General features: G+C 70.0%; 10 protein-coding genes. 1 reads left to right on the top strand and 9 read right to left on the bottom strand.

Annotated features, from left to right (window positions below; translation table 11 throughout):
* The first annotated feature begins 397 nt into the window (after window positions 1-397).
* Complete coding sequence (locus FCI23_RS19610) at window positions 398-1,951, top strand: sodium:solute symporter family protein (RefSeq protein ID WP_136725220.1); 1,554 nt, start codon at window positions 398-400, stop codon at window positions 1,949-1,951.
* A gap of 77 nt (window positions 1,952-2,028) precedes the next feature.
* On the opposite strand, the gene FCI23_RS19615 is transcribed toward FCI23_RS19610, so the two are convergent.
* The 9 genes from FCI23_RS19615 to FCI23_RS19660 form a co-directional block, all read right to left on the bottom strand.
* Window positions 2,029-2,865 (bottom strand): hypothetical protein, encoded by an 837-nt coding sequence (locus FCI23_RS19615; RefSeq protein WP_136725322.1) that lies wholly within the window; start codon window positions 2,863-2,865, stop codon window positions 2,029-2,031.
* Between the two features lie 578 nt (window positions 2,866-3,443).
* Window positions 3,444-4,547, bottom strand: a complete 1,104-nt coding sequence (locus FCI23_RS19625; RefSeq protein ID WP_407645999.1) for an ADP-ribosylglycohydrolase family protein — start codon at window positions 4,545-4,547, stop codon at window positions 3,444-3,446.
* Window positions 4,548-4,647: 100 nt separating this feature from the next.
* Window positions 4,648-7,221: a bifunctional FO biosynthesis protein CofGH gene (locus tag FCI23_RS19630; protein ID WP_136725222.1), complete on the bottom strand. Its 2,574-nt coding sequence runs from the start codon at window positions 7,219-7,221 to the stop codon at window positions 4,648-4,650.
* Window positions 7,222-7,928: 707 nt separating this feature from the next.
* Window positions 7,929-8,345 (bottom strand): roadblock/LC7 domain-containing protein, encoded by a 417-nt coding sequence (locus FCI23_RS19635; RefSeq protein WP_136725223.1) that lies wholly within the window; start codon window positions 8,343-8,345, stop codon window positions 7,929-7,931.
* A gap of 12 nt (window positions 8,346-8,357) precedes the next feature.
* On the bottom strand, window positions 8,358-10,286 hold the full coding sequence (locus tag FCI23_RS19640; protein ID WP_246143840.1) for a sensor histidine kinase: 1,929 nt from the start codon (window positions 10,284-10,286) through the stop codon (window positions 8,358-8,360).
* Window positions 10,287-10,454: 168 nt separating this feature from the next.
* A complete protein-coding gene (locus tag FCI23_RS19645; protein WP_136725225.1) occupies window positions 10,455-12,200 on the bottom strand; it encodes an N-acyl-D-amino-acid deacylase family protein in 1,746 nt (581 codons plus the stop codon).
* Window positions 12,201-12,715: 515 nt separating this feature from the next.
* Entirely contained in the window at window positions 12,716-13,843 is a 1,128-nt protein-coding gene (locus FCI23_RS19650; protein WP_136725226.1) for an LLM class flavin-dependent oxidoreductase, read from the bottom strand.
* 66 nt (window positions 13,844-13,909) lie between these two features.
* Window positions 13,910-14,665: an SDR family NAD(P)-dependent oxidoreductase gene (locus FCI23_RS19655; RefSeq protein WP_136725227.1), complete on the bottom strand. Its 756-nt coding sequence runs from the start codon at window positions 14,663-14,665 to the stop codon at window positions 13,910-13,912.
* A gap of 9 nt (window positions 14,666-14,674) precedes the next feature.
* Window positions 14,675-15,595: a TIGR03619 family F420-dependent LLM class oxidoreductase gene (locus FCI23_RS19660; protein WP_136725228.1), complete on the bottom strand. Its 921-nt coding sequence runs from the start codon at window positions 15,593-15,595 to the stop codon at window positions 14,675-14,677.
* Window positions 15,596-15,621 lie beyond the last annotated feature (26 nt).

Genomic DNA, 15,621 nt, shown 5'->3' on the forward strand with positions numbered 1-15,621 from the left:
AGGTAGCTGGGAGTGGGGGCACCTCCCGGCCGAAGGCTGGGGGCGAGGCGACGCGGAGCGTCGTCGACCGACACCGACGACAACACTTCCAGGCGAGAGCCATCGGCCCGCGACGCCGCCCCACCTATTCTCGCGGCCTCTTAGCTGGGCGCGTTTACTGGACGTCGTAACCGGCGAAGTACCCGCTCATCGTGGGTCGCTGGTCATGCCCACGGCAACACCAAAGAAGGTCAAGTGCGAGTAAAATCGTTCGCCTTCCTGATCCTCGTTCACATTGCTGAACGCAGGAGCTCTTGACCGTCCCCCCTCACAGGCTGTTCAATCTGGGGCGCCGCCCCAAGGACGCGCGTACCGGCGAAGTACGTATCCGTTCACAAGGCGGACCCCTGGAGGGGCCATGAACAGTCTCGACTGGACCGTGCTCATCGGCTACTTCGGCGTGATGGTCGCCATTGGCCTCTGGTCCCACAAACGCGTCGACAACGTCAGCGACTTCTTCACCGCCGGCGGCAAGATGCCCTGGTGGCTGTCCGGCATCTCCCACCACATGTCCGGCTACAGCGCCGTCATGTTCACCGGCTACGCCGGTATCGCGTACAAATACGGCGTCACCTCCTACGTCACCTGGTCGTTCCCGATCGCGATCGGCATCGCCATCGGCTCCGGCCTCTTCGCCCCGCGGCTGAACCGGCTGCGGTCGCGGCTGCACGTCGCCTCACCCCTGGAATACCTCAAGACCCGTTACAACGTGCCGACACAGCAGGCGCTGGCGGCCTCCGGCATACTGCTGAAGATCGTGGACGTCGGCGCCAAATGGGCGGCGATCGCCACCTTGTTGTCGGTCTTCACCGGCGTCTCCCTCAACCAGGGCATCCTCATCACCGGTGCGATCACCGCCATCTATTGCACGGTGGGCGGCCTGTGGGCGGACGCGCTCACCGAACTCGGACAGTTCATCATCCAGCTGGCGGCCGGGGTGGCGATGCTCATCGCCGTACTGGGCAAGATCGGCGGCCTCAGCGGGCTGTGGACGGTGTGGGACAAACTGCCGCACGGGCACACGCACCCCACAGCCGGGCCGTACACCGTCACCTTCCTGCTGGCCTATCTGTTCATCAAGACCTTCGAGTACAACGGCGGCATGTGGAACCAGGCCCAGCGCTACATGGCCACGTCCGGCCCCCGAGAGGCGACCCGCTCGGCCCGGCTCTCCTCGGCCCTCTGGCTCGTCTGGCCGCTGGTGCTCTTCTTCCCCATGTGGGTCGCCCCGCTGCTCGTGCACCCGCAGAAGCCGGACGCCTCCGACTCCTACGCCCTTCTTACGGAGCAGCTGCTGCCGCACGGTCTGCTGGGGCTGGTCGTTGTCGGCTTCTTCTCCCACACGATGGCGATGTGTTCCTCGGACGCCAACGCCATCGCGGCGGTCTTCACCCGGGATGTCGCGCCGGTGGTCTCCAAGGCGGCGCGTGCGTGGACAGCGCGGGCCGGGCTCGTGGCGGCGCGGGTGGCTACGGTCTCCTTCCTGGCGCTGTCGATGGCGGTCGCGACGCAGGTCAACTCGCCGACGTTCAAGGACATCATCACCATCGTCATCAAGTGGGTGGCCGGGCTCATGGGCCCGATCGCCATTCCCTTCATGCTCGGGCTGCTCAGGCCGTTCCGTAAGTCCGGCCCGACGGCCGCACTCGTCAGCTGGGCACTGGGCCTGTTCGCCTTCTGGCTGACCAACTACGGCCTGGACGGGGTCTCGCTGCAGATCCAGATCGTCACGCCGCTGGCCACCTCCCTCGTGCTGTACATCCTTATCGGCTTCATCAAGCCCGAGGACACACCTGAGCGCGATGCCGTTCTGGCGGTCATCAACTCCGACGGTGATGATTCCGCAGCGGTCTCCGTCCCGGCGCAGACGGACACCGGCGAGACCGTTGCCCATCCGGCGGCGAAGGACTGACCTGCGGCGGGGAGCGCAGGACAGGCGACGGCCACCCACCGGTGCGAACCGGTGGGTGGCCGTGGTGCGAAGACGCCTCAGCTCTTGGTGAGACGCCAGGTCTTGCTGTCGATCAGGATGCAGATGCTGGGCGACATGACGATGGTCCGCAGGACCCCGGTGCGGGTGTCGTAGTCGATGCCCTCGACCTCGAAGGTGCCCGTACAACCGCTGGTCAGCGGGAGTTGACGCAGGGAGGTGACATGCCCGGTGACGGTCTGGCCGGACAGGGAGGCGGACAGGTCGATCTGCAGGAGCGGCTTGGTGATGCCGAAGAGCGTGCCGTCGGGATCGTCGGAGTCGCACAGCAGGGTGGTCGCGGAGGAAAAGTCGCAGCCCTGGACGTCCCGTACGGCGTGGTCGAGGTTGATGGTCGCGGCGAGCGGGAGGTTGGCGGAGGGGGAGGTGCTCGCGTTCTCGCCCGGCGTGGGGTAGACGAGGAGACGGGTCATCGTGCCGTACTCACCGGAGACCATCCACTGCCCGTCCGGCGAGATCGCGGCGAAGGAGTTGTTGAGGGCTTCCCCGGTCGCCAGGGTGTGGGTGTATTCGGAGTAGGTGCCGTCCGGGGCCTGGACCCGGAACATCTTCGCGGTGCCGGAGTCCTCCTGGTAGGGCTCGATGTAGTAGCCCTTCGCGGAGGCGTCCGGGTCGCCCACATGGTTCCATCCCTCGGCGCTGACGCCGGCGGGGATGGTGCCGATGCCGGTGTACCGGTTCGCGCTGCCCGTCGGTAGGTAGATGGACGCGAGCCCCTGGCTCTCGGTCAGCGGGTCGGCCCGGTCCGAGCCGACCGTTGTCCAGGTGTCCGCCGCGGAGGCCGGTGCGCCGGCTGCCAGGACCATGGTCAGTGTGGTGAGGACGCCGAGCGCCATCCCGCGTTGCAGTAACCGCCTTATTCGCATGGGCGACTTCTATCGCACGGGCCCCACCATGAACAGTCATGTACCGGTCAGGCTGATGACGGGAGCCGGAATTAGCGGTCACCGGAGCATACGCGCCGCGCAGGGCCGGTGCCCGGGTCGTTTCCATGGCGAAGTCGACCGCCGTCGCTGTCGCCGGAGTGGTCGACGGCCAGTAGGCCGGGCGGGGGCCGGCGTCACCGTACGCGAACAGCGCCGCCGGATCATGACGCGCACCTTCCGGGTCGTCCGCAGCGACCGCGAACGGCCCATCGAAGTGTCGGTCATGGCCAAGGCTGGACATCTGTACGAGCTGCAGTACGAATTCTCATAGCGCTTGGAACGTGATCGCGATCCGGTGGACACCCCGTGCCGAAAATTGACAGGATCTGTTGGTTACGTGGGGTGCTGGCTCGGCTTCCCACCGAAGTCAGATGGATGTCGAGGTCCTGGTGACGACCGCCGGAGTGGAGCCGCATACGGTCGAGCTCTGCGGGAGGACCGGCGCCAAGGTGATCATCGCCTGAGGGTTTGCCGCGGGCCGTACGGCTCTATGCGTTCGGGTACCGTTCCAGCCACGCCGATGAGGCGCCGGCCGGGCCGTGCAGGGCCGGGGCCTGGGTCATTTCCATGGCGAAGTCGTCCGCGATCTGCAGGATCGTGCCGCGTCCCTCCAGCTCGGCGACCCACGCCGGGGGCAGCGCGGTTTCGCCGTGCTGGACGCCGAGGAGGTTGCCGCAGACCGAGCCCGTCGAATCACTGTCGCCGGAGTGGTTGACGGCCAGCAGCAGGCCGTGGCGGACGTCTTCGGCGACGAGGGCGCAGTAGACGGCGATGGCGAGGGCTTCGTCGGCGGTCCAGCCTTCGCCGAGGGCCTCGACACGGTTCGCTGTGGGGAGCCCCTGGCGTACGGCGCCGAGGGCGCGGCGGAGGGCGTCGGTGGTCTCCTCGTGGCCGGGGCGGGAGCCGAGGACGGCGAGGGATTGCTGGACAGCGTGGTCGAGGGCTTCGCCGCGGGCCAGGGCGTGGATGATGACGGCGAAGGCGCCGGCGGCGAGCATGCCGGTGGCGTGGCCATGGGTCTGGGCGGCGCACTCGATGGCGAGCTGGAAGACGAGCTGGGGCTCCCAGCCGACGAGGAGGCCGAAGGGGGCGGAGCGCATGACGGTGCCGCAGCCCTTGGAATTGGGGTTCTTGGGCTGGTCCACGGTGCCCATGCGGTCGTCGCCGAGGCCGGCGAGGCAGGCGCGGCCGGGGGCCCGGCGTGAGTAGAGCCATTCTTCGCGGGCGAGCCAGCCGGTGTCCTTGCGGCGTTCGTCGGGGCCCCAGTCGCTCTGGGTGGCGGCCCAGCGGAGGTAGGCGCGGTGGACGTCGGTGGGCGGGTGCCAGGCGCCGGAGTCGCGGCGGACCTGGGCGCGGATGAGGCCCTCGGCGGTGAAGAGGGTCATCTGGGTGTCGTCGGTGATGGCGCCGCGGCGGCCGAAGGCGGGCACGTAGTCGGTGACGCCCTCGGCGCCGTATGCCTGGCGGATGGCTTCGAGCGAGTCGAACTCGATGCCGGCGCCGAGCGCGTCACCGACGGCGCCGCCGAGCAGACAGCCTCGTACCCGGCTGCGGAAGTCCTGTTGCTGAGCCCGTCCCCACACTGCGGTCATGGTGGCGACCTCCTCGGACATGCCAGTACTTCCCCCGTCAGACGCAGCACTTTAATTGACTGCGTTCGGCCATAGGCGAGCAAAAGGTGAAAGTTCGCTGCTACGCGTCGAGGACTGGTAGCAGCTCCGGGAGGTGCCCGTCCGAGGCCAGCCCCGCCGCCTGGCGCTCCGCCGACACCTCACCGTAGGTCGTGCCGCGCTGCCGGGCCGGGCGGCCGGCGAGGTCGGCGATGGCGACGAGGTCCTGGATGGAGCGGTACGAACCGTAGCTCGACCCCGCCATACGGGAGATGGTCTCCTCCATCAGCGTCCCGCCCAGGTCGTTGGCGCCGGAGCGGAGCATCTCGGCGGCGCCCTCGGTGCCCAGCTTGACCCAGCTCGTCTGGATGTTGGGGATGTGGGTGTGCAGAAGCAGTCGGGCCATGGCCGTCACTGCGCGGTTGTCGCGGGCGGTCGGGCCGGGGCGGGCGATGCCGGCGAGGTAGACCGGCGCGTTGGTGTGGATGAAGGGGAGCGTCACGAATTCGGTGAAACCGCCGGTCTCCTGTTGGATCTCGGCGAGGAGCCGCAGATGGCCGAGCCAGTGGTGGGGCTGGTCGACATGGCCGTACATCATCGTGGAGGAGGAGCGGATGCCGAGTTCATGGGCGGTCTTGATGACTTCCACCCAGGTCGCGGTCGGCAGCTTGCCCTTGGTCAGGATCCACCGCACCTCGTCGTCCAGGATCTCGGCGGCCGTGCCGGGCATGGAGTCGAGACCGGCCTCCTTGGCTGCCGCCAGCCATTCGCGGATCGACATGCCGGTGCGGGTGGCGCCGTTGACGACCTCCATCGGCGAGAAGGCGTGCACATGCATGCCCGGGACCCGCTCCTTCACCGCCCGCGCGATGTCGAAGTACGCCGTGCCGGGCAGGTCCGGGTGGATGCCGCCCTGCATGCACACCTCGGTCGCGCCGACCTCCCACGCCTGCTCGGCCCGGTCGGCGACCTGAGAAAGGGAGAGCGTGTAGGCGTCGGCGTCGGTGCGGCGCTGGGCGAAGGCACAGAAGCGGCAGCCGGTGTAGCAGACATTGGTGAAGTTGATATTCCGCGTGACGATGTACGTGACGTCGTCCCCGACGGCGTCCCGGCGTACGTCGTCCGCGATACGGCACAGCGCGTCCAGCGCCGCGCCGTCGGCGTGCAGGAGCGCCAGCGCCTCTGCGTCGGTGAGCTTCGTCGGGTCGTCGGCGGCCGTGACCAGGGCGGTACGGACGTCGGCTTCGATCCGGTCGGGGACCATGCCGGGGGCGGCCTGCTCCCGCAGTGCCTCCCAGTCGCCGTAGACGTCGTCGAAGTCGTCGCGGCGGTCGGTGGTACGGCCGGTGGTGTCGATCGTACGGTGCAGATCGGTACGGCCGGTGGCGGAGAAACCTTCCTCCGGCTCCTGCCAGGGCAGGCCCTCCGGCTTGGCGGCCTCGTCGGCGAGCGCGCTGTCGGCGTCGGCCAGCGCCCGTACGTGCGGCACCAGGCGGGGGTCGAGCCAGGGCTCGCCGCGCTGGATGAACTCCGGGTAGATGGTGAGCCGTTCGCGGAGCGCGAAGCCGGACTTCGCCGTCTGCGCGGCGAGTTCGTCGATGTGCGGCCACGGGCGCTCGGGGTTGACGTGATCCGGGGTGAGCGGGGAGACGCCGCCCCAGTCGTCGATGCCGGCCTCGATGAAACGCGCGTACTCGCCGTCCACGAGGTTGGGCGGCGCCTGGACCCGGGCCGACGGCCCCAGGATGAGGCGGGCGACGGCGATCGCGGCGGCCAGCTCGTCCAGTTCGGCGTCGGGCATCCCGCGCATCGCCGTGTCCGGCTTGGCACGGAAGTTCTGGACGATCACCTCCTGGATGCCGTGGTACTGGCGGGCGATCTTGCGGATCGCGAAGAGGGATTCGGCGCGCTCGTCATAGCTCTCGCCGATGCCGATCAGGATCCCGGTGGTGAACGGGACGTTCGAGCGGCCCGCATCCTCCAGCACACGCAGCCGGACCGCCGGGTCCTTGTCCGGCGACCCGTAGTGCGGGCCGCCCGGCTCGGACCACAGGCGGGTCGCGGTGGTCTCCAGCATCATGCCCATCGAGGGGGCGACGGGCTTGAGGCGCTGCAGGTCCGTCCACGACAGCACCCCGGGGTTGAGGTGCGGGAGCAGGCCTGTCTCTTCGAGGACGCGGATCGCCATCGCACGTACGTAGGCGAGAGTGTCGTCGTAGCCCTCGGCCGCCAGCCACTCTTTGGCCTCCGGCCAGCGGTCCTCGGGGCGGTCGCCGAGCGTGAACAGGGCTTCCTTGCAGCCCATTTCCGCTCCGCGGCGCGCGATGTCCAGGACCTCGTCCGGGGACAGATACATGCCGTGGCCGGCGCTGCGGAGCTTGCCGGGGACCGTCACGAACGTGCAGTAATGGCACTTGTCCCGGCACAGCCGGGTAAGCGGGATGAAGACCTTCCGGCTGTACGTGATCACGCCGGGGCGGCCGGCGGAGGTCAGTCCCGCGTCCCGGATGCGGGCGGCAGTGGCGGTGAGGTCGGTGAGGTCGCTGCCTTTTGCTTGCAGCAGCACCGCGGCTTCGGCCGTGTCGAGTGCGACTCCGTCGCGGGCGCGCTTGAGCGCGCGGCGCATTCCGTTGGCTGTGGGCGGTGTCTGCGTCATGCCCAGAGCATAGGTCGGGGGTCGCTCTACGGTGGTTGTTGACTGCGTCACGGTGCGCCTGCAGCACTAGCTCTGCTGGGGTTGCCGATCCGTTTTGGCGCCCTGCGCCGTTGCGCGGGGCGCGCTTGTTCGGTGGTTGGGTCGGTGTCGCCTCCGGGGTGACTCTCCCCCAACCTTCGGCCGGGAGGTGCCCCCACGACAGTGTCGCCAGCACCCCCCGCACCATGCGCCATCGCCACCGGCATACGGCGACGAAGTCTGCGGGGACACCCCTGCACCGCCCCCTCCGGCCGTCACGGCGCCTCACGGTGGGTTGTGTCCCGCGGTCACCCCGGGGGTTGCCCGGCGCGCGGTGCCTTTGGTCTTACGGTCTCCGCCCTGAGCGGCCGTCACGCGCCCATGCGGCCGGGCGGGGACGCGCCGGGGTGTCCCCGCAGGGGACGAGCACATGCACCCCGGGTGCGTTTCCTGCGGACCCGCACGTGCGAGCCCCGAGGAGATCACCCCACAGCGGCCCCGACCCCGCGACGGACATGGCGCGCCGGCACGCACGACCACCCAGCCCGTCCGGCGCTTGAGGACGGAGCGGCAACCATCGCAGAGGGGGCGGAACCCGCACGCCCGCAGCCGGGACAACCTGCCGCGCCGGTCCGGCCGGACAAACCGCACCGGGGGTACCCGGTACCGTTGCGGCCGGGCCGGCGAGGTTAACCCATTACGGGGGACTGCCTGAGCTCGACGACGAGCTGAGGGGTGAGCAGTTCGCCGGTACGGTCCGCGAGGACGGCCATTTCGTAGCCGACGAGACCGACATCGCACCCTTCGCCGGTGAGGACGCCGAGGCAGCTGCCGTCGCGGATGCGGGTGACCATCATGAAGCCGCCGAGCATTTCGATCATGACGAGCTTCATGCCGCGGTAACCGTGGGTGCTGGCGGCGTTCTGGGCGAGAGCGGTGATGCCCGAGACGACCGCGGACAGATGGTCGGCACGATCACGTCCGAGGCCGTCGGAGGCGGCCATGAGGAGACCGTCGGAGGAGACGGCGACGGCGTTGGTGACGCCGTCGGTGGTGCGGACGAAATCGGAGATCAGCCAGCCGAAGTTCTGTACTGCGGTGGTCACGTGGGTGCGTCCCTATCTGGATTCGCCACGGGCCACGCCCGCGCGGAAGCCGTTGAGCATGGAGGAGACCTGTTGCGGAGTGCGCGGCTTGGCGGCCGCCGCCGCAGCGGCGGCGAAGGAGGGTTCGGCGGCGTCAGCGGTGAGGAGCCGGGCCGGGAGGGTGACGAGGGCGGAGACGCCGCCGCCGGGGGTGTCGGAGAGCAGTACCTCGACGCCGAGGCGGCCGGCGAGGCGGCCGACGACGTAGTGGCCGAGGAAACGGGTGGGTGCTACAAGAAACGCCTCCTCGCCGGCGAGCCGGGCGTTGGAGCGGGCGAGATCGGCGGGGTTCATGCCGACGCCGTGATCGATGACAGCAAGACAGTACTCGGCGCCGTCGCGCCAGCCGTGGATATCGACGGACTCGTCGGGCGGGCTGAAGGAGAGCGCGTTCTCGACGAGCTCGGCGAGGAGGTGCGAGAGTTCGGCGACGGCGTGGCCGCGCACCCGGCAGCCGTCGATGTCGGCGACGGCGACGCGGCGGTACTGCTCGACCTCGCCGAGGGCGGACTGGACGAGTTCGAGGCTGCTGGCGGTGCCGGTGCGCGGGCGCGGGGTGCGCTCGTCGACCAGCACGAGCAGGCTCTCGGCGTTGCGGCGCATACGGGTGGCGAGGTGGTCGAGCTCGAAGAGCTCGCCCAGCGCTTCGGGGTCGAGTTCCTTGTTCTCCAGGGTGGTGATGAGGCCGAGCTGACGGCGGATGAGGCCCTGGTTGCGGCGGCCGAGGTTGGCGAGGGACTCGGAGGTGTTGCGGCGTAGCACGGCCTGTTCGGTGGCGAGTCCGACGGCGGTGCGCTCGACGTTGCGCAGGGCGGCAACGACTTCAGTGATCTCCCGGGCACCCCGGCGCGGTGCGGCGCCGGGTTCGGGTGGCGTCGGGATCTCGCCGGACTGGATTCGAACCACGGTGTCCGGGAGCCTGTTGCGGGCGATCTCGTCGGCTTCCTGGGCGAGCGCGTCGAGCGGGCGGGTGATGGAACGGGCGGCGAGCAGAGTGGCGGCGGCGACGAGTGCGGCGGCGAGGAAGGCGTAGACGTGGAAGAGGATGAGGCTGCGGGTGGCCTGGTCGCTGAGGGTCTGGGCGCGGGCGCTCACGTCGCCGGCGACCCCCAGCTGGACGCCGTACAGGTCGTTGTCGAGCGCGCCGGTCGCCAGCCACCAATTCGCCGGGTCGACGTTCAGCGCCGAGCCGTCTGCGCCGCCCTCGGCCTCGGTCTCGGCGGCGTCGACGCGCTTGGCGGAGGGGGTGCTGAAGGCCTTGTCGAGGGCGGTGCGCTCGGCGGCGGTGGCGGCCTTGCGGTAGCGGTCGATGGCGGCGACGCGGACAGCGCGGGCCTCGGTGAATTGGAGGAATTCGGAGCGCCGGAAGCTCCCGACGGCGAAGACGCCGTTGAGCAGGCTGCGTTCGAGGGCCGCGGACTCCTTGGCCTGGGCGAGTGCCTGGACGGCGGCGAGGCCGTCGCGCAGCTGGCGGTCACCGCGGGTGGTCGTGTCGGCGGCGGGGTCGGCGTTGATGAGGGCGGTGATCGCCGTCGTGTAGAAGCGCAGAGTTTTCGCGCGGTCGGCGATGTTGGAGTCGACGTCGGCGCGGGTGCCGGAGAGCAGGTTGAACTGCTGGAGTGTGCTCTGGACGACGGGCTCGTTGCGCAGCTGGCGGCGGAGAGCGTCCACGCGCTCACGGGCGCTGACCATTTGCGAACGGTAGCGTTCGTCGCCGCCCAGCAGGCCATTGGTCGTGCCGCGTTCGGCCTGCAGTTCATGGACCAGGCTCTGGATGTCCAGCGACACGCCGATCTCGGCGCGGGTCTGGCTGGCGTCGCGGTACAAGGCGACCTGGCTCTTCACGGCCAGGACGAAGATCACCAGAAGCAGGCATGTCGGCACGGCGAGGACGACGGCCATCCGGCCCCGGATGGTACGCCAGCCGAATACCGTACGTACGTTCCTCACCGTGCGGCCCCGGACGAGGGACGATATCTGCGGCTTCCCCCACCTCGTCATGCGGCCCGAAGATAGCGGTTCTGCGGCGAAGTGTGGTTTCTGATCAATAAAGGTTCGGTTGCGACCTCATCACCCTCCGGCAGTGGACACGGTGCGGGTGTGCCGGCCGGACCGCAGTACGGTGCCGGGGATCGCGCCAGTGACCTTGTCGTCGCGAATGGTTTCGACGCCGTTGACCCTGACGCTATGGATTCCCTGTGCCCGCGAATCCAAACGCGGGCTGTCCCCGGGCAGGTCGTGGACCAGCGTCGCTGTCCCCGCCGCTATCCGCTCGGGGTCGAACAGCACCAGGTCCGCGTGGTACCCCTCCGTGAGCCGGCCCCGGCCGCGCAGCCCGAACAGCCGCGCCGGGTCGTCCGTCAGCATCCGTACCGCGCGCTCCAGCGGGACCAGTTTCCGGCCGCGCAGGCAGTCGCCCAGGAACCGGGTCGTGTACGGCGCGCCGCACATCCGGTCCAGATGGGCACCCGCGTCGGAGCCGCCGAGCAGCACATCCTCGTGTTCCCAGGTGCGGCGGCGCAGTTCCCAGCTGTCCGGGTCGTTGTCGGACGGCATCGGCCAGAGGATCGTGCGGAGGTTGTCGTTGGCGCAGATCTCGGTGAGGGTGTGGAAGGGCTCCTGGCCGCGCTCGGCGGCGATGTCCCGTACGACGCGGCCGCTCAGGCCGTTGTTGACCTGGGAGTACGTGTCCCCGATGACGTATCGGCCGAAGTCGGCGAGGCGCCGGAAGACTCCTGCCTCCGGGCTGTTCGCGCGGCGCAGCATCTCCGCCCGCACGGCCGGGTCGCGGAGCTTCGCGATGCGGTCGGGGACGGGGAGGGCGAGGATGTCGCCCCAGCCGGGGATGAGGTTCAGCGCGCAGAAGGTGCCGAGCGACATGTTCATGGGGGTCAGGATCGGCATCGTCAGCGCGACGATCCTGCCTCCCTCGGCGCGGGCCCGCTCGGAGGCGGCGAGTTGGCGCGGGACGCGCTGCGGGACGGCGGCGTCGATGGTCAGGACGTTCCAGTTGAGGGGCCGGCGGGCGGCGGTCGTCATGCCTACGAGGAGGTCGATCTCGGCGTCGGCGAACTGGTCGAGGCAGCCCGCCGTGATCGCTTCTATCTGGGTGCCCTCGTGCTCGCCGACCGCCCGGGACAGGGCCAGCAGTTCGCCGGGGCGGGCGTGCCGGGACGCCACGGGCTTGCCGTCGCCGTCGGAGTGGGTGGAGGACTGCGTCGTCGACAGGCCCCAGCCGCCGGCCGCCATCGACTCGTGGAAGAGGGCCAGCATCTGGTCGAGTTGGGCGGGGCTCGGCTGCCCGCCGACCGCGTCCGGGCCCATGACGTGGCGGCGCAGCGCGCAGTGGCCCACCATGAAGCCCGCGTTGACCGCGATCCGGCCCTCGAGGGCGTCGAGGTACTCGGCGAACGATGTCCAGCTCCAGTCCACGCCGTCTTCGAGGGCCTTGAGGGACATCCCCTCGACCTTCGACATCATCCGGCGGGTGTAGTCGGCGTCCTTGGGGCGGGCGGGGTTCAACGGTGCCAGGGTGAAGCCGCAGTTGCCGCCCGCGACGGTCGTCACTCCGTGGTTCATGGACGGGGTCGCGAAGGGGTCCCAGAACAGCTGGGCGTCGTAGTGCGTGTGCGGGTCCACGAATCCGGGGGTGAGGATCAGCCCGGTCGCGTCCTGTGTGGTCTTCGCGGTGCCGGCCGCGCCGGGCTGCTGGGTGATGGCGGCGATCAGGCCGTCCCGTAGGCCGACGTCGGCGGTGTACGGGGGCGCGCCGGTGCCGTCCACCACGGTCGCGCCCTTGATCAGGTGGTCGAGCATGTCGCGGTTTCCTCTCCGAGGGGGTGGTGTGCGGGGGTGCCGGTGGCTCTGCCCGGGCCCCGGTGTGCATGTGCGGGCCGGTGGTCGGGTTGTGCCCGCCCTCCCCCAGCTACCTGGGAGGTGCCCCCATCTCGCTTCGCTCGGCCCTGCGGAACGCCTGCCCACAACGTGGGTAATTCCAGCCCGTCCGGCGTTTGAGGACCTTGGGGGTCCCTCCCACGCCCGCCAGGGCGTAGGGGGCGGGTCCCCCCACGCCCGCAGGGCGTAGGGGCGGGTCCCTCCCACGCCCGCCCAGGGCGTAGGGAGCGAGTCTGGGGCGGAGCCCCCCACGCGGCGCCGGCCGCAGTCGGACGCGGTCGGGAAGGGGCGGGGAGGGGAAAGCGCCGCAGGCGGTCGGGTACGGCCCCCGGCCGGGGCGTGCCGGCAGGCCGCTGCCGGGTGAGGCCCCGTCCCGGCCGGGGGCCAGGGCGACGGTCCGGGAAGGCGCCGCCCAGCCAGGGAGCGCCGGCGCGCCGTTATGCCCCCGCTGCCGCGCGGAAGCGGGTGGTGCGGTGGACGGGGTCGGTGTCGATCTCGGGGATGACGTGCTCGCCGATGAGGCGGATCGTGCGGAGCGTGTCCTCGTAGGGGACACCGACCGGCAGCCCGAAGGAGAGCTGGTCGGCACCGGCCGCCTCCCAGCGCTTGCACTGGGCGAGCACTTCGTCCGGGTCGCCGCAGATCATGAGTTCCTCGGCGATGAGGAACTCGATGATCTCCTCGTTGTAGTCGGGGAGCAGTTCGGGCCACTGCGGGATCCCCTCGGGACGAGGGAACGTGTCGTGGTAGCGGAAGAGCAGCGACTGCAGGTAGTTGAGGTTGGAGCTCGCCGCGATCTGCCGTGCCTTCTTGCCCGTCTCGGCGCAGATCGCGGTCGAGGTCACCATCACGTTGTCGTTGACGTAGTCACCGATCGGCTCGGCGTCCCGTACCGCTGTCTTGTACGAGTCGACGACCCATTCCATGTCGGAGACCTTCTGCACGCTGAAGCCGAGCACCCCGAGCCCCTTCTTGGCCGCCATGGCGTACGAGGACGGCGACCCGGCGGCGTACCACATGGCCGGGTGGGACTTCCCGTACGGCTTCGGGAGGATCTTGCGCGGCGGCAGGGACCAGTGCTTGCCCTGGAAGCCTTCGTAGGTGTCCTGGAGCCACATCTTGGGGAATTCGGCGATGGTCTCTTCCCAGATCTCCTTGGTGTCGTTCATGTCGCTGATGCCGGGCAGGAAGCCGAGGATCTCGTGGCTGCCGGCGCCGCGCCCGGTGCCGAATTCGAAGCGGCCGGAGGAGAGGTGGTCGAGCATGGCGACGCGCTCGGCGACCTTGACGGGGTGGTTGACCTGCGGGAGCGGGTTGAAGATCCCGGAGCCGAGGTGGATGCGTTCGGTGGCGTGGGTCAGGTAGCCGAGGTAGACGTCGTTGGCGGAGAGGTGCGAGTACTCCTCCAGGAAGTGGTGCTCGCTGGCCCAGGCGTACTTGAAGCCCGACCGGTCGGCCTGGATGACGTACTCCGTCTCCTCCATCAACGCGTGGTGCTCGGCCTGCGGATCGGTCCTGGCCCGGCTGGCGGGCACGTATCCCTGTACGAAGATCCCGAATTCCACGGGCGTTCACCTTCCCTGGCTTCTTCCCGGCTTCCTTCTATCTGACGCATCGTCAGATATGAGACTCTAGACCACCTGCACCCCGGCCAGCCAGCCCCCGTCAATGACGAACGGCTGCCCTGTGATGTACGAGGAGTCCTCACTCGTCAGGAACAGCGCCAGCCGCGCGACCTCCTCCGGCCGCCCGATCCGGCCGAGCGGCACGAGCTTGGCGTAGAACGCGTCCAGCGACTCGCTCGGTCCGGCCTCGGCGGGGTTGGTCATGGGGGTATCGATGGCTCCCGGGCACATCGCGTTGACCCGGATGCCCTTCGGCGCCAGCTCCAGCGCCGCGACCCGGGTCATGCCGACGACCGCGGCCTTCGTCGCCGCGTACGAGGTGAGCAGAGTCATGCCGCTCAGCGCGGCATATGACGCGGTGTTCACGATCGTGCCCCCGCCGGCCGCCTCCAGGGCCGGGACGACGGTACGCATCCCGAGGAACGCACCGGTCTGGTTGACCCGCACGACCTCCTCGTACTCCTCCAGGGGCGTGCGGGCCAGCTCATTGAAACGCAGGATCCCGGCGTTGTTGACGAGACCGTCGAGCCGCCCGAAGGCCTCGGTGGCGGCGGTGAGCGCCGCAGCCCAGTCCGCCTCCCGGCTCACGTCCAGGTGGACGTACCGGCCGCCCACCTCCTCCGCGACCGCCGCGCCCCGCTCGTCCAGCACATCCGCCAGGACGACTCCCGCACCCTCCGCGGCGAACAGCCGCGCCTCCTGCTCACCCTGGCCGCGCGCCGCGCCGGTGATCAGCACAACCCGGCCGTCCAGCTTGCCCATGGCTCTCCCCTACTCGGTGAGGTACGGCGCCACCCCATCGGCGAACGCCTCCATCTGGTCCGTCAGCTCATCCCTGCTCCGGCTCCGGAACCGCACCTGGATCTGGTCCACCCCCATCGCGCCATAGGCACGCAGCGATTCCGCGAGCCTTTCCGCCTTACCGCGCAGCGTCCGGCGGCCGGTGTCCCAGTCGGGCTCCCCGACATACAGCGGCTCCGCGATCGCCCCGATCGTGAGGGGCCGCACCTCCCCGCGCAGCTCCCTGAGCTCCCGCAGCCGCGCGATCTGCCCCGGCAACCGATGCCTCGGGTCGCCCTGCGGCAACCACCCGTCCCCCTTCAAGGCCGCCCGCCGCACCGCCGCCGGGGACGAGCCGCCGACCCATACGGGCGGGGCCGGCTGCGCGGGGCGGGGCCGCTGCCCCAGGTCCCTGAACGCGAAGAACTCGCCCTCGTGGGAGGGGAACTCATCGGCGAAGGCCGCCCTGAGTGCGTCGATCACCTCATCCAGCACCGCCCCTCTCCTTTCGAAGTCCGCCCCCAGCGCCTGGAACTCCTCCGGTACGTGACCCGCCCCGACCCCGAGGATCAGCCGTCCGCCGGAGAGGTGGTCCAGCGTCGCGTACTGCTTGGCCGTCGCCAGGGGGTGCCGCAGCCCGGCCACGGCCACATGGCTCAGCAGGCGTACGTTCACGGTCGCCGCGGCGAGGTAGGCGAGCGTCGCCACCGGGTCGTACCAGGTGGTGCCCATCGCGGCGGCGAGCCTGCGCGGGATCGCGACGTGGTCGCAGCAGGCGATGTAGTCAAAGCCGAGGCGGTCCGCCGCGCGGGCGACGGCGAGCAGGTCTGCGGGGGTCGCCGAGGCTTCCCACGGCTCCGCGAAGAGGGTGCTGAGTGACTGGACCGGCAGCTGGATCCCGTAGGCGGTCATGCCGCCATCGTCATACCTGACAGACC

The organism is Actinacidiphila oryziradicis (assembly GCF_005047355.1).
Lineage (GTDB): Bacteria > Actinomycetota > Actinomycetes > Streptomycetales > Streptomycetaceae > Actinacidiphila > Actinacidiphila oryziradicis.